Raw genomic sequence first — 20,576 nt, forward strand, 5'->3', positions numbered from 1 at the left:
CTGATAAAGGCGGAAGAAATGAATAGAAAAAAAACCTGCACAATTCCTGGCTGCATTGCTCGATATTCCATGGTCTTGATCTTTTTGCTGGTGCAGCTTGCTGCTGCGGCACAGGGACAGGGCACCGATAAACTGGTGAAGATCGGCGTGCTTGCAGTGCGGGGAGTTGAAAACTCTCTACAAAGCTGGTCGCCTACAGCAGACTATCTTACCGAGCATATTCCGGGATATACCTTCAAAATCGTTCCGTTAAGCCATGACCGGATTATTTCCAGCGTGCAAAAGGCCGAAGTTGGTTTCATCCTGACTAATCCCTTATTTTATGTGGAACTGGAACAGGGATATGGCGTCGACAGAATCGCCACTTTAAAAGAGTTGCGGCTTGGTCGGGTTTACTCAAAATACGGCAGTGTCATTTTTAGTCGATTGGATCGGTCTGATATAGTAAAAATTACTGATCTTAAAGGGAAAACGTTTATGGGGGTCTCCGAAGAATCCCTTGGTGGCTGGTTGATGGCCTGGCGGGAACTGAAGGAAAACGGCATCGATCCCCACAAGGATTTTAAAGAGCTGTATTATGGAGAAACCCATGATAAGGTTGTCTATGCGGTTCGTGACGGGCTTGTCGATGTCGGCACGGTACGAACCAACACCCTAGAGTCGATGAGTGCCGAGGGGAAGATCAAATTGCAGGATTTTTTTGTTTTCCCACGGTTGTATGATCGCGAGTTGCAGACCCCATATCTCTGCACCACAAGAGAGTATCCCGACTGGCCTATGGCAAAGGCTAAAGAGACGCCGGATGAGCTGGCGGAAAAGGTTACAGTGGCCTTGCTGCAGATGAAGATCGATTCGCCTGCAGCCCGCGCTGCAGGCTGTGCCGGTTGGACAATACCTCTGAGCTATCTGCCGGTCATGGAATGCATGATGGAACTGCGTGTGGGCCCTTACAAGGATCTGGGCAAGGTGACCATGCGCAACATCCTGCGCGATTATGGACCCTGGGTACTCTTTTCCTTTATTGTCTTTTGTTCGCTCCTTGCCTTTACCGGACTTGTTCTGCGGCTTAATCGCAAAATTAAAGCCTCGCATCTCTCCTTGCAACACGAGATTGAATTACATAAAAAAATGGATGTAGAGCTCGAGCTTGCAAAAGAGCAGGCCGAGGCGGCCACCCTTGCCAAAAGCCAGTTTCTCGCCAATATGAGTCATGAGATCCGTACGCCGATGAACGGCATTATTGTCGCAACGGATCTGGCCCTGGCCGAGACCGTCACACCGGAAGTAGAACATTATCTGCACATCGTGCAGAATTCTTCCTATTCTCTTCTGGGGATCATCAACGATATCCTTGATTATTCCAAGATTGAGGCCGGCGTCCTGGAACTGAAAGACCGGGTTTTTCGGCTGGATGAAATGTTTGATCGGGTGATGGATGTCTTTATCAACCAGGCGGGGGAAAAGGGGATTGAGCTGCTGGTGGACATCGATCAGGATACGCCGCGTATCCTGCACGGGGATTCGTTGCGTCTGCAGCAGATTCTGACGAACCTGATTAGCAATTCACTGAAATTTACCGGTCCGGACGGTATTATTCTCATCAGTGTTCGGGATACCAGCGATACCACGGAAGGGCTGACCGACGATCAGGTGATGCTCGCCTTTGCCGTCAAGGATAACGGTACCGGGATCTCTCCGGATTATCTGCCGCTGCTCTTTGAACCGTTCACCCAGGGCGATTCTTCGTCAACCAGAAAATATGAGGGGACCGGCCTGGGTTTGAGCATCTGTAAAAAATTCGTCTCCATGATGCACGGGACCATCGGTGTGGAAAGCATGCCCGGCCAGGGAAGTACGTTTTCTTTTACGGTCAGGCTGGTCAGGGCGGCAACGCCAATTGCCTCGATGTTTGATATCCCCCAGGATATTATGGGCATGAACGTGCTGGTGGTCGACGATTGCGCCGACAGCCGGGCGATTATGACCAAAATTCTTACCTCCTTTGATTTTCAGGTGGAGACCCTGGCATCCGGAGAGGAGGCCATCCGGCGCCTGCAGGCTGCAGCCGATGGCCCAACACCGGTGGACCTGGTGCTGATGGATTGGAAAATGCCGGGCATGAATGGCATTGAGACCTCGAGGAAGATTCGCCAGGACCTGCACCTCACCCTGCCGATCATCATGATGACGGCCTTTGCCAGAGAGGTGCACAAAACCGAGGCCGAGCAGGCCGGGACCAACGGCTTCCTGACCAAACCGATCTTCCAGTCAACCTTGTTTGATGCGATTATGGATGCCTTTGGCAAGCAGGGAACGCGCAAGGCCGGCAGCCGGACCGATTTCACCACCAGGGCGTCCATGTATAAAAAGCACTTGAAAGGATGCCGGATTCTGGTGGTTGAAGACAATTATACCAACCAGCAGGTGGCCAGAGCCATCCTCGAAGGTGCCGGAGTGCTGGTGAAGATTGCCGAAAATGGTGAAGAAGCGGTTGCGGCGATAAAAAAGGAGTTCTTCGATGGCGTCCTCATGGATATCCAGATGCCGAAGATGAACGGGTATCAGGCAACGCGATTGATCCGGGCACTGCCCGAATACGATGATCTGCCGATCATCGCCATGACCGCCCATGCAATGAAGGGTGACGAAGAAAAATGTCTCGAGGCGGGGATGGATGGTTATGTCGCCAAACCTATCAATCAGGACCGTTTTTTCTATACTCTCTGGCGTCTGCTGCGCAACAGGAAAAGGCTTGCCGAGGATCATGCCGGGGATGCGGAGCGTGCTGCCGGCAATGAGGTAGTTGAGGCGCAGAGGCACGAGCTGCCGCAATTAAGCCAGGACGCTTCGATTCCCTCCCAGCTGCCCGGTATCGATGTGGCCGGGGCCTTGCAGGCAACCGGTCTGGATTGGCCGACATATCGGGACATTCTGCGTGGATTTTTTCAAGACAATACGGAGACGGTACAGACCATTGAACAGGCCCGTGAGGAACAGGACAGCAAAACGCTGCTCGACCTTGTCCATCGCCTCAAGGGAAGCGCGGCCAATATCGGCGCGTACAAAGTCCAGCAGGCGGCGGAGGCAGTCGAAAAATTGTCTGGCGGCGAATCCACCGATATGCTGTTGCTGACCGAGTCGGTGACAAGGCTCGAGGTAGAGTTGAACTGCCTGCTGGAAGTGCTTCTGCCCCTGGCAGGGACTAACAGGATTGAGGAGAACAATGTTCCTGCCTCCAATAAAGATGATGATCCCAGCAAGCTGCTGGCGGTATTGATGGAGGCGATAGAGAGAGCTGATCCTGTGGAAATTCAGTCGATTACCACTCTGCTCAGAAAGAAATTGGCCGGTCGCAAACTTGTCGACCCGGCACTTATCAAAATCCTCGACACCCAGATACGCCGGTACGATTACCAGCAGGCACTGCAGACAATTCAGCAGGTCCGGGCTGCTCTGGAGGGACAACGATGAATGCATCACGGCCCCTCGTTCTTGTTGTCGACGATAATGCAACAAATATTGATTTACTGGTCAATACCCTGAAGGAAAGGTATCGACTGGGTATTGCCAAAAATGGTGAAAATGCCCTGCAGTATGCTGCAAAATACCACCCCAATCTTATCCTGCTCGATATCATGATGCCCGAGATGGATGGCTATGAGGTGTGCACCAGATTGAAAAAAGACCCTGAAACGCGGTCGATTCCCCTGATTTTTCTCACCGCCCGCAGCGAAACGGTGGATAAGACCAAGGCTTTTGAAATGGGCGCTGTTGATTATATCACCAAGCCCTTTCATGCGGCGGAACTGAAGGCCAGGGTGCAGATGCATCTTGAGCTGGAGGAGATGCGCTCCCAGCTGCGTTCGCAGAATGCCATGCTGGAACAGATGGTCGAGAAGAAAACAATGGAACTGCAGGAGATGCTCCATGGCAGTATTTTCAGTATGGCGCTGATGGCGGAAATCAGGGATCCGTATACCGCCGGCCATCAGCATCGGGTGGCCGAGCTGGCCTGCGCTATTGGTGCAAGGATGGGCCTGTCGGAAGATATTATCGAGGGTATTCGTATTGCCGGGATACTTCATGATGTCGGCAAAATTCGTATTCCGGTGTCGATCTTAAATCGAATGGGTCGACTCCTTGACGCCGAAAAAGCGGTCATTAGAATCCATCCTCAGATAAGCTTTGAGGTCCTGAAAAATATCCCCTTTCCCTGGCCCTGTGCCCAGATAGTTTTTCAGCACCATGAGCGGCTCGACGGGTCCGGCTATCCGCTTGGGCTGCGCGGCGAGGAGATACTGCTCGAAGCAAAGATTCTGTCGGTTGCCGATGTAACCGAGGCGACCAGTTCCTTTCGACCCTACCGACCGGCCCAGGGCATTGAGACGGCGCTTGCCGAACTTCGACAACACCGGGGGATTTTATTTGATGCCGAAGCGGTTGATGCCTGCCTGGAGCTTTTTGAAAGTGGTTCTTTCCAGTTTGCCTACGATCTGCAGAAAGCTTCTCCCATTCTGTGCGTCGCTTCGCCGGAAATGATCAATCTGTCGATGCCGTCAAGACCGAACCGCTAGACATTATCAAGCAGCTCGAGCTTTGACGAATGACTTTTTATTGTCATTAGAGTATATTGGCGCTCCACTGTTAATGTACGTGTCACCGGCAGCCACCACCAGTCGGTACTTATATGAGATGAAACCATGGACAAGCCGAAAGTCGCTGTAGTCACCGGTGGGGCAAGGGGTATTGGCAAGGCAATCTGCGACGCCTTTGTCGCCCAAGGGGTTGCCGTCTGTACCATTGACCTGCTCGACAACAATTACTTTGTCGGAGATATCGCCGATGAACAGGTTCTCCGGGATTTTGCATCCAAGGTCATCACCGAATACGGTGCAGTTGACTATCTGATCAATAACGCCTGTGTTTCCCGGAGAGGCCTTAACACCTGCTCCTACAGCGATTTCAACTACGTGTTGCGCGTGGGAATCACGGCGCCGTTTCTGCTGACCCAACTCTTCATGGATCATTTCAACAGGCTCGCAAGCATTGTGAATATTTCCTCCACCCGCCATCTGATGAGCCAGGCCGATACTGAAAGCTATACCGCAGCCAAAGGTGGTCTCACTGCCCTGACCCATGCAATGGCCATCACCCTGGCCGGAAAAGCGCGTGTCAATTCCATTTCCCCAGGATGGATCGACACCACCGGCACACCATTCGATGACTCCGATACAACTCAGCACCCGGCAGGCAGGGTAGGCAAACCGTCGGACATTGTCCATACCGTCATGTTTCTGTGCGACCAGAAAAGTAGTTTTATCACCGGGCAGGACATCATTGTCGATGGCGGCATGACAAAACTGATGGTGTATCACAATGACTGCGGATGGACATATAAGTCATAAGAAATTGATATCATTTGTCGCAAAAACGATTAGCCAGCAGGTATACAATGGAAAAAGCAAAGGTCTATTTTACAGATTTCAGAACGATGGCTTTCGGGGACGGGCTACCCACCAAATTGAAAAAGCTTATCTATAAGGCAGGGATAGGTCAGATCGATATGGATGGAAAGTTCACTGCCATCAAGATGCATTTTGGAGAATTGGGAAATATCAGCTATCTTCGTCCCAATTACGCCAAAGCCATCGCCGACGTGATAAAAGAACTGGGCGGCAAGCCCTTTTTGACTGACTGTAATACCATGTATCCGGGGAGTCGCAAAAACGCCTTGGAGCATTTGCAATGTGCTTGGGAAAACGGGTTCACGCCCCTGTCCGTCGGCTGCCCTATTCTCATCGGGGATGGATTGAAGGGAACCGACGATATTGATGTGCCAGTGGCTGGAGGTGAATACGTAAAGTCGGCCAAGATCGGTCGGGCAGTCATGGACGCTGATGTGTTCATCAGCCTGACGCACTTCAAGGGGCACGAGATGACCGGTTTCGGCGGAGCAATCAAGAATATCGGCATGGGTTGCGGCTCCAGGGCCGGCAAAACAGAGCAGCACAGTGGCGGCAAAGCCGAGATCGACGAAACCAAATGCCGGGGGTGTCTCATGTGCCTTAAGGAATGTGCCAACGAGGGACTCGCCTTTGACGTTGAAGCAAAGAAGATGCGGGTCAACGAAGAAAATTGTGTCGGCTGCGGCCGCTGCCTGGGAGCATGTAACTACGATGCCATCGCTTTCGCCAATTTTGCTGCCGTCGAACTTCTGAACCGGCGCATGGCGGAATACACCAAGGCCGTCGTTGACGGTCGGCCGTGTTTCCATATTTCACTGGTTGTCGATGTATCCCCCAATTGCGACTGCCACGGAGAAAACGACGTTCCTATCCTGCCTAATCTGGGCATGTTTGCGTCTTTTGATCCTCTCGCTCTGGATCAGGCCTGTGTCGATGCCTGTCTACGGGCCGCACCTCTACCGGGAAGTCAACTGTTCGAGAATATGGCAAAACCTGACTTCATTGATCATTGCGACCATTTTGTCAATTCCAGACCGGAGGCCGAATGGCGTACCTGCCTGGAGCATGCCGAAAAAATCGGTTTGGGTACTCGGCAATATGAGTTGATAGTAACCAAATAATTGCTTAGGTGATCGTCCAGGTTCGAGTCACGGATCAAAGTTACAGAGTGTTTGCAGGTACGGACATTGACACAGCAGAGGATATGCCGGTTATTTCGGTAACCCGCTTCATTGACAAAGGTGTCTCTCGGAAGAAATTCCGATTGCGTTTTTAGGAGATTTAAATGGACAATTTGAGCGTTGTTGACTTTTGCTTTCCTCAATCATCCGCTGCACCTCCGCCAAGGGTTTTTCTCTACCATTTTCTAGGAAAAGTATGGAAAGCCCTTCGTGTCCAGTAATGAATAGCTGACACTGTTTATTTCTGTAAACTCGTAGGGATTCCATAGAGATTACATCATCTTTAAGGGAAAGACCTATGAAGTCAATCATCTCATTCAGCATAGCAATGGTGATATTTGGGACCATTGGTGCTGTCGTTCGTTTTATTGATCTTCCATCCAGTGAGATCGCTTTATTTCGAGGATTACTTGGTGTCATTTGCCTGGTACCTTTTCTCCTAATAAACAATCGCAAAGGATTAGGGGGAGATCTCAGAGCCAACTGGTTCGTTCTGTTCTGCACTGGTGCTGCACTGGCAGGCAATTGGATTTTTCTTTTCCAGGCCTATCGCAACACCACAATTGCGCTCGCAACGGTGAGTTACTATACCGCGCCAGTCATGTTAATGATGGTATCTCCCTTCATCCTGAAGGAGCGCTTATCCTTATTCAAGGTAATTTGCATTATAGTCACACTTCTTGGGATGTTTTTGCTTATTGGAATCAACCCAGGAACAATTGGATCGGAGAAAAATATCAGCGGTATTTTTTATGGAATCCTTGCCGCTATTTGTTATGCCACACTCATGTTGCTGAATAAGTTTTTGAATAACTTGGGAGGGTTGGAAACTACCGTTCCCCAGCTGGTTCTGGCGGCAATATTTTTGCTGCCATATGTTCTCTTTGTCGGAGAGCTGAATCCTCTCTTTCAATCTCATCGATCCATAGTTTTGCTTTTAGTGCTCGGTCTTGTTCATACTGGACTGGGCTTTCTCTTGTTTTTCGTAGGAATAAAAGGACTGAAGACCCAGGAAATCGCGATGTTGAGCTATCTTGACCCGCTTACTGCAGTACTGATCTCGTTCCTTTTCTTTCAAGAACACATGACTACGTACCAGATTATCGGTGCATGTTTGATTTGTGGCGCAACTTTTGTCGGTACGACAGGCAGGAATGTACTGCTGAGAAGGGGGTTGAAACCGATAGAGAGAGCATAGCACTATGGAATTGACAGGCGATTCGCATGCAGAGTATGCACAACCCGGTCAAGCCGGGTTGTTGCTTTTCTGGGTGGTTAAACAGGAGTTTCGGGGATAATCGGGGCGGCGGGCCGCAATCCCGCGCAGCATATGGATTTATCAGGCGAGACCCTGTAAGACCCCAATCTTGTCAACGTGGTAGGCAAAGAGACGATCGAAGATGAACGGGAGGATGAATTTGCTCCCGGGGTGTGAAATTATAAAACCGGTCAACTATGGGAGCTCGATAATCTTCTCGAAGCGCTAATGTTAGCTGGTTTACGTATATTTCTATGGGACCTGAGAATCGTTTGTTTCGTCGCAACCACACTTATGTAGTAAAGGGCAGCCAAGCAGAAAAGTAACTGAGATTGAAAGCACTCTAAGATCTGAATGCAGGAGAAAATATGCAATGGATAGCTTGAAAAGTTATTTAAATCCGATAGTAAATTGGCTACTTGCAGCCATGCTTCTTAGTCTGCTTTTTTCCGGCTGTGCTACTATGGGTAAAAATGAATGTCTTAACGCCCAATGGCAGAGCGTCGGTTATGAGGATGGTGCTAAAGGGTATGATGCCTCCCGTATCGGCGAATATCGTAAATCTTGTGCTGAATATAATGTCTCACCTGACCTTGAAGCATATATGCAGGGCCGCACACAAGGTTTGGCACAGTGGTGTACGCCCAGCAATGGGTATTATCAGGGAACCCGAGGTGCAATCTACAATGGTGTTTGTCCAGAAGCCTTGGAATCTGATTTTGAGTTTGCAATGAGTGAGGGACGAGCAGTTTATGATTACAGCAGAAAAATTCAGGACCAGGAGATGCTCATAGCACGTTTGCATGGACAATATAGGGCCATAGAAGAACAAATATCCTTCATGGAAGAAGAATTAATCAGGAATCAAGGAAGTCCACATCGACGCAGGGCGTTATTGGATGGAATTCGAGCAGCTGAAAGGGATCGTGAATTGCTGCGCTACGATATCTCTGAAGCTGATTTTGCCCTCAATGAAATGCGCCGCAATCTCAATAACATGAAGGCAGATAGTATTTATAAATAAAAAAAGGTCTGTTACGGCAGGAGCTCCAGGCACTTGCCGATACGACAGTTGCCTGTTGTGCGGGGCGCGTTGAACGGCTTGGCAGCTGACGAGGCAGTTATTTTTCAGCCAGTCGCCGAAAACGATCGCATACTTCGAATGCGAGGGCGAACACAACATCGAGTGGCATGAAATCAATCATGGAGCGATCAAAGAGCATTTTCGCTTCGGCAGGAAAGTCTTCATCACCGGTCCAGTAGAGAATAACTACCGGAATTTCGGGCGTTATCTGAAATTTAAAAGCAGCGTCCGCCAGTTCCAGCGGCTCCCCGTTCAGAGCATGACAGCCATCGATGAATGCCTGGAGATTGTTAGCGAAGGTGTTTGAAATGAGATTTGTCGGTATCAGGTGCGGCCCTCTGAAAAATGTGACTCCTCCGGGCAGATCTTTCTCGGAAATCCAGTCTGTACCAGGTCTGTTGTCACCTATGTGAAGCAGATAATACATGAGGAACACCGGAAAATATTCCTGTGGAACAAAGTCAGCAGGAGAGACAACGATGGTCTCCTGTTTCGGGTCCACCGAATACGTTTCATTCCAGAGCGTCACTGAGTATGTGCCGCCGGCAGTATCATAAACCGCACGGTTATTGCGGCAAATGTGTTCAGGAACAGCGGCAGCGAGTTCGCTGAAATATCGGCGGTCAACCCATTTCATCATTTTAACGCTCCATTGTAGAGTTTGCCGAATTGGATAACTTTTTTTGCTTGACAGGAAGCATCATCATTTTCAACTAATTGTTCGCTGAAATTTTCATAGATATATCGTCTGTGGCCTATTGCCCACACGACAATAACCATTTTCCTTTCGCAGGGAAATTGAGTCAAGCAAAGACCCATTAACATTTATGCCTTTCGACACGCATTTCGTTGTGGCTTAGCTTGGCAGATAGTCGGCTCGAACCGGGGAAAAAACCTCAACGACTACCGAATCCTCAATCGCGATAACCGAGTGTTCACTGCCTCCGGGAATGCACCAGCTATCGCCGGCTTCCACTTCAAGTTCCTCCCTCCCTATGGTGAAAAGCAGTTTTCCTGAAATCATCAGTCCAGTTTGTTCATGGGGGTGTTGGTGAGGAGGTATTTTGGCACCTCTTGACAGTTGGAAGCGGCCCATGAGAGTTTTTTCGCCATGCACGAGGGTTTGCAACTGAACACCTTCCAAAAGTTCTCGATATTCTTCATTATTATTTTTGCGAAACATTTTCTCCATCCTCCTCATCTTATGGGTTGATGCATCGATGCATTGATGCCTTTGCAGTGGCAAGGCCCGTGGTGTAAGAAAATTCCTGTTTTTAAACACGAGATACTTGTACCAAATTTACTGAAAAATATCGACAATTCGTCTTGGAATATAAGCCTGCGCACGGCTGGGATGAATTTTTATGAACGAGAAAGAGTGAGAATGCCTTGACTTTGGTTTTCGAGTCTCCTATAGATGCGAAAGTAACATTTTTTGCAGGGGGTGGCCGTATGGCCTGAGAAGATACCCGTTGAACCTGATCTGGATCACACCAGCGTAGGGAATTGCAGAATGTCCTTCCTCTTTTTCATTCTTCGATCCGTTCGCCCGTCCTTTCTCCCTGCTTTTCAACTGAGGGCTTCAATCTTTATCGGTCGAGTTACGTTATGTTGAATATTTCCCTGAAAGCCGCGGAAAACCTGCAGAAAATTCGTGAAACCAAACCGCTCATTCATAATATCACCAACTTTGTGGTAATGAATTATACCGCGAATGTCCTGCTGGCCATGGGGGCATCTCCGGTTATGGCCCATGCCGAGAACGAAGTGGAAGATATGGTCGCCTATGCCGGATCCCTGGTTCTCAATATTGGTACGCTCACTGATCCATGGGTTGCCTCCATGATACGAGCGGGAAAAAGGGCGACGGCATTGCAAAAACCGATCATTTTAGATCCGGTCGGTTCAGGTGCGACACCTTTGAGGACCGCTTCGGCCAAGGCCATCATCGATAAAACAAAGGTCAGTGTTATTCGCGGAAATGCCTCAGAGATTCTTTCTTTGGGCAGTCAGCAGTCGACGGCCAAAGGTGTTGATGCGGCAGATTCTGTTCAAGCTGCGGCGGTAACGGCTTCCCTGCTCGCGCAAGAGTTGCAGACGATCCTGGCGATTACCGGACCAATTGATCTGGTGACCGATGGTACTCGTGTAGTCAATATCGCCAATGGCCATCCGCTTATGCCGTATGTTACCGGGACGGGATGTTCCGCCACTGCGGTCATTGGTGCTTTTGCCGCGGTGGATACGGATTACCTTACCGCTGCCGCCACAGGCCTGGCGTTTTTTGGTCTGGCCGGAGAAATCGCCGGTAAGGCGGCAAATGGACCTGGTTCCTTTATGATTCACCTGCTCGATGCCCTCTATACTATGACCCCGGAACAGCTTGAAACAGGATGTCGCATTCATGAAAGCTGATTATGGCCGAAAAAGAGTCGATTATTAACTTTATTGATAGAGGAAGAATATGCTGACAGATACCAAAAAAAAATATTATCGGGTATTAACCATAGCCGGATCTGATAGTGGCGGCGGTGCGGGAATACAGGCGGATCTTAAAACCATTGCGGCGAACGGTTGTTACGGCATGAGTGTGATAACCGCGCTCACTGCGCAAAATACCGTTGGCGTCAGTGGAATTCATGGCGTACCGATTGATTTTGTGCGCCTGCAGATGGAGGCGGTATTGTCGGATATCGGCACTGACGCGGTGAAAATCGGTATGCTCTTTTCACCGGAGTTGATTGCGACGGTTGCCGAGCAGCTGCAGAGGTTTCATGTGGCGAATATCATAGTAGATCCGGTGATGATAGCGCAAAGCGGCGATAAACTCTTACAGGATGAAGCCATTGATGCCCTGAAAAAGCGATTGATTCCGATGGCAGAACTCATCACCCCCAATCTGCCGGAAGCCTCGGTCCTTCTTGACCGGGAAATAACCACTTTAGATATGGTAGCTGACGCGGCGAGAGAACTGTGTCGTTTAGGATGCACTAATGTATTAATAAAAGGGGGGCATCTTCAGGGGGAAGTGAGTGATGACTGTCTTTATCTGGGCAAGGCCGATGAGATGATTTTTCTGCCCGCCGTACGGATAGAGACTCGCAACAATCACGGAACCGGGTGCACATTATCCTCGGCCATCGCCTCGGGGATTGCCAAAGGGTACGATATGGCGAAAGCTGTTCGTCTGGCAAAAGAGTATATCACCGGTGCTATCGCTGCCGGTGCCGACTATTCGCTTGGCAAGGGACATGGACCGGTTCATCATTTCTATGCATTTGAGCATATACTGCAGTGACGGAGGACCGGCTGGAAACAACTGCAGAATCGGAAGAGGCCCCGTCAATTAATTTTACCAATGTCTCTCTTTCGTTAGGTGACAAACCACTGTTCGACAAGCTGTCCATGACCATTGACGGTGGCCGGTGCACCTGTATCCTCGGGCCCAGCGGTTGTGGTAAATCGACCTTGCTGCGAATGATCTCCCACACGACGACTCTTGTCTATCAGGGTACTATTCGAATTGAGTCCCACACCGCGGGAGGTGGCAAAATTGCCTGGATGAGCCAGAATGATTTGTTACTGCCGTGGTTGTCGCTCCTCGATAATATTTTGCTTGGCGCAAAGTTGCGCAATGTCGAATCGAGCCTTCACCGGGCAAAGGCCCGTGCGCTTCTCAGGGAGGCGGGGCTTGCAGAATACGCGGACGCCTTGCCGGCAACTCTTTCCGGAGGCATGCGCCAAAGAGGTGCATTATTGCGTACGCTGATGGAAGAACGGCCGGTGCTGCTGATGGATGAACCTTTTTCTGCTCTGGATGCCCTTGCCAGGATGAAATTGCAGAATCTCTCCGCCAAGCTTACCGGTAAGTCAACCGTACTGCTGGTAACCCATGATCCGATGGAGGCCTTACGGATGGGCCATAAAGTTTTGGTTCTGTCGAACAGGCCGACCCGGGTGAAAAGTATTGTCGCTCTTGCCGGAACTCCACCGCGAGATGTTGACGATCCGGAAATTCAGGCCCACTTCAGCGTGTTGCTTGGTCAGCTGATGGATGAGAGTCCCGTTTGAAAGTGATCAGGCTGATACTCCTCGCCTGCGGCTTGCTGCTCATCTGGCAGCTGGTGGTCTTTGTTACAGGTGCGCCACATTACATCCTGCCCGGACCGGTGCCCGTCTTTCATGCCATCATCAATAACAGCGCAACTTTGCTGAAACACCTGCAGACGACCTTAACGGAAATACTCCTCGGTATACTCCTCGGCAGCTTTTTTGGGGTGACCACGGCGCTCATCATGACTCTTTCGCCTTTGCTGAAGCGGTGGATGCTGCCGGTTCTGGTGATCAGTCAGGCAATTCCCGTTTTTGCCCTCGCGCCAATTCTCGTTCTTTGGTTCGGCTATGGCATGGCGTCGAAAGTGGCCATGGCGGTGCTCATTATCTATTTCCCGGTAACCTCTTCTTTTTACTATGGCATGCAACGAACCGAGCCGCAACTGCTGGAGTTGGCGCGTATCATGGACGGGAGACCATTGTCAATAATGCGCTATATCATTATTCCATCGGCTCTGCCGGCATTCGCCTCGGGCTTACGCGTTGCAACCGCGGTGGCGCCAATTGGAGCGGTGGTCGGGGAATGGGTTGGCTCGAGTGCCGGCCTGGGATTTTATATGCTGCATGCCAACGCGCGCATGCAGATTGATGTGATGTTTGCCGCGCTGACAGTCCTTTCGGCTGTTTCGTTACTTCTCTATTTCTTCATTGATTTTGTACTGGGGAAGCTCATTTTCTGGGAAAATAAACAAGGAATTACACGATGAAAAAAATGTGCATGCAAATACTGCTGGTATCGATCCCCTTGCTGATGGCCTTGGGTGGCGCGGCCATCGCCGCTCCGGCACAGGAAAAAGTGACGGTTTTATTGGACTGGTTCGTTAATCCTGACCACGCTCCTTTGTTCGTCGCCCTGGAGAAAGGCTATTTTGCGGCTCATGGCCTGGATGTGGAAATTATTGCGCCTTCCAATCCCAATGATCCGCCCAAACTGGTGGCGGCGGGAAAAGCGGATATGGCAGTATCGTACCAGCATCAGCATCAAATGCAGATCGATCAGGGACTGCCCCTGGTGAGGATCGCCACCTTAATTGCCACCCCGCTTAATTCCCTGGTCGTGTTGGCCGATGGGCCGATTACATCTTTAGCCGATCTTAAAGGAAAAACCATTGGCTATTCTGTTGGCGGCTTTGAAACCGTACTGCTTAAGGTGATGCTGGAAAAAGCAGGTCTCGGTCTCGAAGATGTCAAGCTTGTCAATGTCAATTTTTCTTTGTCTCCCGCACTTTTTACTGGACAAGCCGATGCGGTGATCGGCGCCTTCAGAAATTTTGAGCTGAACCAGATGGATATTGAAAAACGTCCCGGTCGGGCTTTTTATGTCGAAGAAAATGGTATCCCCGCCTACGATGAATTGATACTGGTCGCCAATGCAGAGCAGGTAAAGGATGCAAAATTACGCCGATTTGTCGATGCACTTGAAGAGGGTGTGCAGTATCTGGTCAACCACCCGGACGAAAGCTGGCAACTCTTCATCAAAGGAGAGCGGAAAAATCTCGACGATGCATTAAACCGGCGGGCCTGGAAAGATACCTTGCCGCGTTTTGCCCTGCGGCCCGGGGCCTTGGATCAACAACGCTATCGCCGGTTTGCCGAGTTTTTGCAGAAGCAGGGGACGGTAAAAAATGTCCCGCCACTTGAGGCCTGGGCAGTCGAGCTCCGCTAGGAGCTTGTCCCTTACCCATAATCATCTCCCGACAGCCATAATGCCGAAGAGATGGCATATGGTATAGTCTTGCGGGCTAAAACAAGCGGAGCCGGAGAGAACTTTTCAGTTGTTATCCTCCTGGGAGCTTGATATTCTTGTGCGGTACAGATTTTGCACCATGGCGTGCATTCTCTGCGGCGGAAAAATTTTTATCCTTTGAACCGTACACGTTTACCAGTGCCGATGACAGCGCAGATTCGCTGCTGGTGAACCTTTATCAATTTGTATATTGAATGAGGTGGCGTTATCAAGATCATTAATTCCGTAGAGGAGATGCAGGCGCGGGCGGACCAGCTGAGACGCTCGGGTAAAACCACGGCCTTTGTGCCGACCATGGGCTATCTGCATGAAGGGCACCTGTCGCTGTTGCGCATCGGCAAACAAAAGGCCGACGATCTGGTTCTCAGTATTTTTGTCAATCCTGCCCAGTTCGGACCGAATGAAGACCTGAGTTCCTACCCCCGTTCTCTGCAGGACGATCTGGACAAGGCGGAAAAAGAAGGCGTGGATGCGGTCTTTGTGCCAAATGACCAGGCGCTCTATCAAGAGGGGTATCAGACCTATGTGCAGCTGGAAAAACTGCCGCAGCATCTGTGCGGTCTGTCACGGCCGGTATTTTTTCGAGGTGTCACGACGGTGGTGACGCAGCTCTTCAATATTGTCAAACCCCACGTGGCAATATTTGGTGAAAAGGATTTTCAGCAGCTGGCGATCATCAGGCAGATGGTCCGGGATCTCAAGTTTGCCATCGAGATTGTCGGCGGACCGATTATCCGGGAGGCGGATGGGCTGGCCATGAGTTCGAGGAATGCTTACTTAAAGGAGTATATGCGACCGGCGGCCTTGAGTTTATCCCGGGTGCTGGAAAACTCGCGAAAAATGGTGCAGGACGGCATCGTCGATGCGCAGGTGATCACGGACCGGGCGCTTGAGATGTTCTCGGCATTCCCGACAATAAAAGTCGATTATATTTCCATCTGTGATCCGGTAAGCCTTGATCCGGTCGAGTCGATAGAAGGCAGAACGCTCATGGCCCTGGCCGTGGCGCTGGAAAAAATCCGGCTCATCGATAATACCATTCTGCAGCCGTAAGCATTCGGCTTTAATGCGTTCTATGCCCTGCGCGGTGTCTGCTTCGACTGCATCTTAACACAAGGAAACAGCAAAATATTTTGAAAAATCATCAAATCACCAAAACACTCGTCTCGGAAGAGCAGGTGAAAAAGACCGTGCAGCGGCTTGGCGCCGAGATAACCGCCCATTATGGCCAGCTTGAAAGAGAGCTGATGGTTATCGGCCTGCTGCGCGGATCGTTTATCTTCATGGCCGACCTAGTGCGGCAGATCAAAATTCCTCTGGTCGTTGACTTCATGACCCTGTCCAGTTACGGCGACGGCACCATCAGCAGCGGCGATGTCAAGGTTGTTATGGATCTCGACTCATCTATCGAGGGCCGCGATGTCCTGCTGGTGGAAGATATCGTCGATACTGGCAGAACCTTCAGTAAAGTTATCCGCATGATGCGTAACCGCAATCCCCGCTCCCTGAAAGTCTGCACCTTTCTCAACAAGCCCGCGGCCCGAATCGCCGATATCGACATTGATTTCTGCGGCGTGGATATTCCCAACGAGTTTGCCGTCGGTTACGGCCTTGACTATGCCCAGGGCTATCGCCATCTGCCCTATGTCGGAGTTTTGCAGCTTGGCTCTGACAAATAAAGTTTCTCAGGAGGCTGTCCGAGAATAGGCATTTTTTCTCAAATCGAGGCGTTTTGAAAAAATAAGTGCAGGCATATGTTTGATATTCCGAGCATTATTTTTTTCCAAAAAACGAAGAGTTGGGGAAAAAAGGCATTCTCGGACAGCCTCCTAGCCCAGTAAGTGGATCAGGGCGCTGCTTAGCCACGGAAAATAGGTGATGATTACCAGGGTGACCAGCAGCAAACCGAGAAACGGCAGGGTGGCGCGGTAGAGCTCGGTCACCGGCCGTTCAAAGCGGTAGGAGGCGAGAAAGAGGTTCAGGCCCACCGGCGGGGTGCAGTAACCGATCTGCAGGTTGGTGAGAAAGATAATGCCCAGATGGATGGGGTCGATGCCATAGCCGGTGGCGATCGGCAGGATCAGCGGCACGATCAGCACCAGGGCGGCGAAGATGTCCAGCATGGCGCCGACCAGGAGCAGAAAGACATTCAACAACAGCAGGAAGGTGTATTTGTTGTCGATATAGTTTTGCATAAACTCGAACAGCCGCGACGGTATCTGCTGGTCGATCAGGTAGTTGGTCGAGGCCATGGAGGTTGCCAGGATGACCAGTATGCCGCCGAACAGCACCATGGATTTGCTCATGATGGCCGGCAGCTGGCCAAGTGATATGTCCCGGTGAATGGCCACCTCGACCACCAGTACATACAGGGCGGTGACCGCAGCCGCCTCTCCGGGGACAAAAATCCCCCCATAGATCCCTCCCAGCAGAATAACCGGCAAGGGCAGTTCCCAACCAATTTCCCGCAGCCCCTGACGGATTTCTACAGCACTGTAACCTGCTCTTTTCCTACGCGGCGGGCTTTTCGCCACCGCGTAACCGATGAGCAGCAAAAGCATCAAAATACCCGGCAGAATGCCCGCCAGAAAGAGATGGTCGATTCGTTCCTCGGCGATGACACCGTAGAGGATCAGCGGCAAACTGGGCGGAAAGAGCAGGCCGAGGCTGCCCGAAGAGGTGATAAGGCCCATGGAAAACTTGTCCCCGTAGCCGTCTTTCAGCAGGGCCGGGAGCAGCAGGCCGCCGAGGGCAAAGATGGTCACCCCCGAAGCACCGGTAAAGGCGGTGAAAATAGCGCAGACGATAAGGGTGATAACGGCCAGGCCGCCCGGCAGCCAGCCAAGAAAAATCTGGGAAAACCGCAGCATACGACTGGGGGCCTGGCTCTCCGAGAGCAGAATGCCGGCAAAAATAAACAGCGGCAGGGAGACCAGCAGCGGGGTGTCGGCCAGTCGGGCCATCTCGATGATAACCACGGAGATATCAATATCCGCCGAATAGAAGGAAACCAGGGCCAAGGCGCCGATAACCAGAAAAAGCGGCGACCGGAACAGCGCCAGAATGAGGATGACAATTTTCAGTGTATTCATCGACGGTCGCTGCCTTCCTCTGGTCCTGGGCGGAAAAGAGCCTTCACCTGCAGTACGAGCAGCAGGAAATATTTCAGGGTGATGAGGCCGAAAGCCAGGGGAAAGATACCGTTCCAGAACCACAGCGGCAGCGACAGCGGGCCGGAGCCGCCGAACTCGATTTCACCGCGCAGAAAGCGATATGCGGCCCAGGTCAGACCGCTGGCGGCAAGGGTGCAGAACAGGTGGGTGATACAGGTGAGCCATGGCTCAATTTTTTTCGGCAGGGCGTTGCCGGTAATGTCCAGGGCAATGTGCTTGCCCTGGCTGGTGGCGGAAACCGCGCCGATAAGTCCACACCAGAGCACCAGGTAGCGCAGCAGAGGATCCGCCCAGAGCAACCCGCTGGCAAAAAAGGTTCGCAGGATTATCTGCACACAGACGAGAATAATCATCGCCGTGAGCAGCAGGCAGAGAAGCATCCGCTCACCTTTTTCGAGCCGGCGTAATAGCGGATGCGACTCGGCAAGTGGCGTTATTTCCGTCAATTCGCCGGCTCCGCAGTCTTTTTGTCGCGAAATTCCTGACGCAGGGCAAGAAGCTGGTCATAGATAGCTTTGGAAAACGAGCCCGGCATGAGTGTCTGGACGGCCTGCTCACTCTTTTGGCGCAATATCGTCAGTGTTTCCTTATCAATTTTCAGGAATTCAGCGCCCCGCGTTGCCAGTACCCGGCGGGAGTCGCTGTTGCTTTCCCTGGTTTTTTCCAGCAGAACCGGGAAATGGGTCTGCGCCGCCGTCTCGATGGCCTGCCGGTGCGTCGCCGGAAGTTTGGCAAACCTGGCGGCGTCGAGGGCAAGGACGCCGTAGGCGTAGCCATAGGGGACATCGGCTATATAACGAGCTTTGGTGAACCACTGCAGGATAATAGAACCGTAGAGTGAGTTGTACACCGTTTCGACCAGACCGCTCTGCAGCGAGGTAAGAACATCGGGGATCGACAGCTGCACCGGTGAGATACCGAGGGCGGAAAAGTATGCCTCGGAAATCGGATCGCCTGAGGGGCTCCAGTTTTTAGAATTTTTGAAACTTGCAAAAGTGGCGATCGGCTTGGTGGACATGGCATAGACAAAGCCGACTTCGGTCATGGCGATAAATTCCAGCCCTTTGTCATGAAAGCGTTCCTTAAAGATGGGGAGCAATCCTTTTGTCACCGCGTCCACCTCGGCATAGGACTCGAAGAGGAAGGGGATGGAGAGCACCCGGAAATCCGGGACGACCGTGGCGATCCCGGTCATGGTAAAGCCACCGCCATGCAGCTGGCCGACCCGCATTTTTCGGTACATCGACTGGTCATCGCCCATAACCCCGCCCGGGTAGATACGAAAGCCGACTTCCCCGCCGGTCTTTTCGCCGACTTCCTTGGCAAAGTTGTCGAACTGCTCAATCCAGACCGAACCGGCCGGAGCGAGACTGGCGATTTTGAAGAGATATTTCGGTGCGGCGTGCAGCCGGCTGGTGCTGAACAAGAGGAGCAGGAGTACGGTTGCAATCAGGGATGCACGGTGTCGCATGGTCTTTTCTCCATGTGGAACATATTGCAGAGGTTGAGGAGCAATAAAAGGCAGCTTATTCCCCAAAATAGTTGTCATCGAGCAGGCGTTTTGCCTTGCTCACGGCAATCTGGTTGCTGAGACCGTATTCCGGCGCACTGTCCTGCGGGAAGGCGAGGACCTCGTTGAGCAATCGGTCATGCAGCTGCTGATCCAGAGTCGTTCTGGCCAGAGTTTCGGCATAGGTTGTCTGGGTCATGAGAAATCTGCGCCCGGCCAGTTGCAGCGCTTTTTCGAAATGCATTTTACTGAGATCCGGTCTGCCGCCGAGCATGGCCGGCTTTGCCGCGTAAAAACTGCCGAAAAAGAGATGGATAGAGCCCCCCTGGTATGATTCGTCGATTTCCAGAAGCCTGGCCATTATTTTCTCGATGAGATAAATATCGGCCAGTGCATCCGGGGAGCCCTGCTGATTTTTCACCCAGGTCAGCCAGCCGAAGGTGCCCCAGAAGATGTCCGGCACATCCCCCCGGTCAAGCCTGGCCAGTTTGCGGTCGAAGGCTGCATAGTCCTGCTCGTCGGTTAACGGCAGATAACGACGGAGCAGGCGCAGTCCATAGAGTTTCGCCTTGTCGGCGATTGGCACTATTCTCTTGTCGTCGACTTCGCCGCATTCCTCGAGGGTCATGGCGTAGGCACTGTAGGATTGCGCGCCTGCCTGGAGCAGGGCATGATTGTTCGGCGAAGAGACCAGCATGCTGTCGATCATCAGCAGATAGGCCGGGGCACCCTGGCAAACCAGAGCCACGTCGGTCTGCTGCTGCAGGTTACCGATGGTCGGTCGCATGAACGATGTTATCAGACTCGAACAGGAAGAAAGAGAGACACAGGAAAAGAGCATAATAAGATAAAGTGTCAGATACAGTGGCCGTGAAACGAGTCTTCTTGGCATGGACGATCCGGTTGATAAAGGTGACGTTACACTGGTTGCGGGACGCGAGGCGTCTCGCACCAATTTAATAGGAAATGACAAACTCGTAAAAACCTAAATCTTCGGATGGCTAAGTAAAAAACTTCATATGCTAGGCGCGCAAAATTTATATTA

The 20,576-nt window shown here is 51.4% G+C and carries 19 protein-coding genes and 1 riboswitch; of the genes, 13 read left to right on the forward strand and 6 right to left on the reverse strand.

Annotated features, from left to right (window positions below; genetic code table 11):
* Nucleotides 1-18 precede the first annotated feature (18 nt).
* From ACYQ8U_RS11515 to ACYQ8U_RS11540, 6 genes are all read left to right on the forward strand, one after another.
* On the forward strand, nucleotides 19-3,471 hold the full coding sequence (locus ACYQ8U_RS11515) for a response regulator (RefSeq protein WP_459945693.1): 3,453 nt from the start codon (nucleotides 19-21) through the stop codon (nucleotides 3,469-3,471).
* Nucleotides 3,468-4,574 carry a response regulator gene (locus tag ACYQ8U_RS11520; protein WP_459945694.1) on the forward strand — a complete coding sequence of 369 codons (1,107 nt, stop codon included), beginning with the start codon at nucleotides 3,468-3,470 and terminating at the stop codon, nucleotides 4,572-4,574. Before ACYQ8U_RS11515 ends, ACYQ8U_RS11520 begins: the two co-directional genes overlap by 4 nt.
* A 126-nt stretch (nucleotides 4,575-4,700) precedes the next feature.
* Nucleotides 4,701-5,405: an SDR family oxidoreductase gene (locus tag ACYQ8U_RS11525; RefSeq protein ID WP_459945695.1), complete on the forward strand. Its 705-nt coding sequence runs from the start codon at nucleotides 4,701-4,703 to the stop codon at nucleotides 5,403-5,405.
* 47 nt (nucleotides 5,406-5,452) lie between these two features.
* Nucleotides 5,453-6,586, forward strand: coding sequence for a DUF362 domain-containing protein (locus ACYQ8U_RS11530; RefSeq protein ID WP_459945696.1), 1,134 nt, complete (start codon nucleotides 5,453-5,455; stop codon nucleotides 6,584-6,586).
* A gap of 358 nt (nucleotides 6,587-6,944) precedes the next feature.
* On the forward strand, nucleotides 6,945-7,844 hold the full coding sequence (locus ACYQ8U_RS11535; protein ID WP_459945697.1) for a DMT family transporter: 900 nt from the start codon (nucleotides 6,945-6,947) through the stop codon (nucleotides 7,842-7,844).
* 433 nt (nucleotides 7,845-8,277) lie between these two features.
* Nucleotides 8,278-8,928, forward strand: coding sequence for a DUF2799 domain-containing protein (locus ACYQ8U_RS11540; protein WP_459945698.1), 651 nt, complete (start codon nucleotides 8,278-8,280; stop codon nucleotides 8,926-8,928).
* A 97-nt stretch (nucleotides 8,929-9,025) separates the two neighbouring features.
* Here the strand turns inward: ACYQ8U_RS11540 and ACYQ8U_RS11545 are convergent, their stop codons facing one another.
* Nucleotides 9,026-9,628, reverse strand: coding sequence for a DUF3786 domain-containing protein (locus ACYQ8U_RS11545; RefSeq protein WP_459945699.1), 603 nt, complete (start codon nucleotides 9,626-9,628; stop codon nucleotides 9,026-9,028).
* 216 nt (nucleotides 9,629-9,844) lie between these two features.
* Entirely contained in the window at nucleotides 9,845-10,171 is a 327-nt protein-coding gene (locus tag ACYQ8U_RS11550) for a cupin domain-containing protein (protein ID WP_459945700.1), read from the reverse strand.
* Between the two features lie 247 nt (nucleotides 10,172-10,418).
* Nucleotides 10,419-10,512, forward strand: a riboswitch (TPP riboswitch).
* An 84-nt stretch (nucleotides 10,513-10,596) separates the two neighbouring features.
* On the opposite strand from ACYQ8U_RS11550, the gene thiM reads away from it, so the two are divergent.
* The 7 genes from thiM to hpt all read left to right on the forward strand — a co-directional run bounded on the left by thiM (nucleotide 10,597) and on the right by hpt (nucleotide 16,527).
* The gene (gene thiM, locus ACYQ8U_RS11555) at nucleotides 10,597-11,403 is read left to right on the forward strand and encodes a hydroxyethylthiazole kinase (protein ID WP_459945701.1); all 807 of its coding nucleotides are present in this window, start codon (nucleotides 10,597-10,599) and stop codon (nucleotides 11,401-11,403) included.
* A 49-nt stretch (nucleotides 11,404-11,452) separates the two neighbouring features.
* The gene (gene thiD, locus ACYQ8U_RS11560) at nucleotides 11,453-12,286 is read left to right on the forward strand and encodes a bifunctional hydroxymethylpyrimidine kinase/phosphomethylpyrimidine kinase (RefSeq protein ID WP_459945702.1); all 834 of its coding nucleotides are present in this window, start codon (nucleotides 11,453-11,455) and stop codon (nucleotides 12,284-12,286) included.
* The gene (locus tag ACYQ8U_RS11565; protein ID WP_459945703.1) at nucleotides 12,283-13,059 is read left to right on the forward strand and encodes an ABC transporter ATP-binding protein; all 777 of its coding nucleotides are present in this window, start codon (nucleotides 12,283-12,285) and stop codon (nucleotides 13,057-13,059) included. Before thiD ends, ACYQ8U_RS11565 begins: the two co-directional genes overlap by 4 nt.
* A complete protein-coding gene (locus tag ACYQ8U_RS11570) occupies nucleotides 13,056-13,808 on the forward strand; it encodes an ABC transporter permease (RefSeq protein ID WP_459945704.1) in 753 nt (250 codons plus the stop codon). The genes ACYQ8U_RS11565 and ACYQ8U_RS11570 overlap by 4 nt, the downstream gene beginning before the upstream one ends.
* Nucleotides 13,805-14,767 (forward strand): ABC transporter substrate-binding protein, encoded by a 963-nt coding sequence (locus ACYQ8U_RS11575; protein ID WP_459945705.1) that lies wholly within the window; start codon nucleotides 13,805-13,807, stop codon nucleotides 14,765-14,767. The genes ACYQ8U_RS11570 and ACYQ8U_RS11575 overlap by 4 nt, the downstream gene beginning before the upstream one ends.
* A gap of 288 nt (nucleotides 14,768-15,055) precedes the next feature.
* Entirely contained in the window at nucleotides 15,056-15,901 is an 846-nt protein-coding gene (panC, locus tag ACYQ8U_RS11580) for a pantoate--beta-alanine ligase (RefSeq protein WP_459945793.1), read from the forward strand.
* A gap of 80 nt (nucleotides 15,902-15,981) precedes the next feature.
* Nucleotides 15,982-16,527 (forward strand): hypoxanthine phosphoribosyltransferase, encoded by a 546-nt coding sequence (gene hpt, locus ACYQ8U_RS11585; protein ID WP_459945706.1) that lies wholly within the window; start codon nucleotides 15,982-15,984, stop codon nucleotides 16,525-16,527.
* Between the two features lie 150 nt (nucleotides 16,528-16,677).
* On the opposite strand, the gene ACYQ8U_RS11590 is transcribed toward hpt, so the two are convergent.
* The 4 genes from ACYQ8U_RS11590 to ACYQ8U_RS11605 are packed head-to-tail and all read right to left on the reverse strand — an operon-like array spanning nucleotide 16,678 to nucleotide 20,423.
* On the reverse strand, nucleotides 16,678-17,940 hold the full coding sequence (locus tag ACYQ8U_RS11590; RefSeq protein ID WP_459945707.1) for a TRAP transporter large permease: 1,263 nt from the start codon (nucleotides 17,938-17,940) through the stop codon (nucleotides 16,678-16,680).
* Complete coding sequence (locus ACYQ8U_RS11595) at nucleotides 17,937-18,467, reverse strand: TRAP transporter small permease (RefSeq protein ID WP_459945708.1); 531 nt, start codon at nucleotides 18,465-18,467, stop codon at nucleotides 17,937-17,939. The genes ACYQ8U_RS11590 and ACYQ8U_RS11595 overlap by 4 nt, the downstream gene beginning before the upstream one ends.
* The gene (locus ACYQ8U_RS11600; RefSeq protein WP_459945709.1) at nucleotides 18,464-19,492 is read right to left on the reverse strand and encodes a TRAP transporter substrate-binding protein; all 1,029 of its coding nucleotides are present in this window, start codon (nucleotides 19,490-19,492) and stop codon (nucleotides 18,464-18,466) included. Before ACYQ8U_RS11600 ends, ACYQ8U_RS11595 begins: the two co-directional genes overlap by 4 nt.
* A gap of 55 nt (nucleotides 19,493-19,547) precedes the next feature.
* Nucleotides 19,548-20,423 carry a TRAP transporter TatT component family protein gene (locus tag ACYQ8U_RS11605; protein WP_459945710.1) on the reverse strand — a complete coding sequence of 292 codons (876 nt, stop codon included), beginning with the start codon at nucleotides 20,421-20,423 and terminating at the stop codon, nucleotides 19,548-19,550.
* Nucleotides 20,424-20,576: the final 153 nt, after the last annotated feature.

The sequence above is a fragment of the Desulfocastanea catecholica genome, assembly GCF_054657295.1.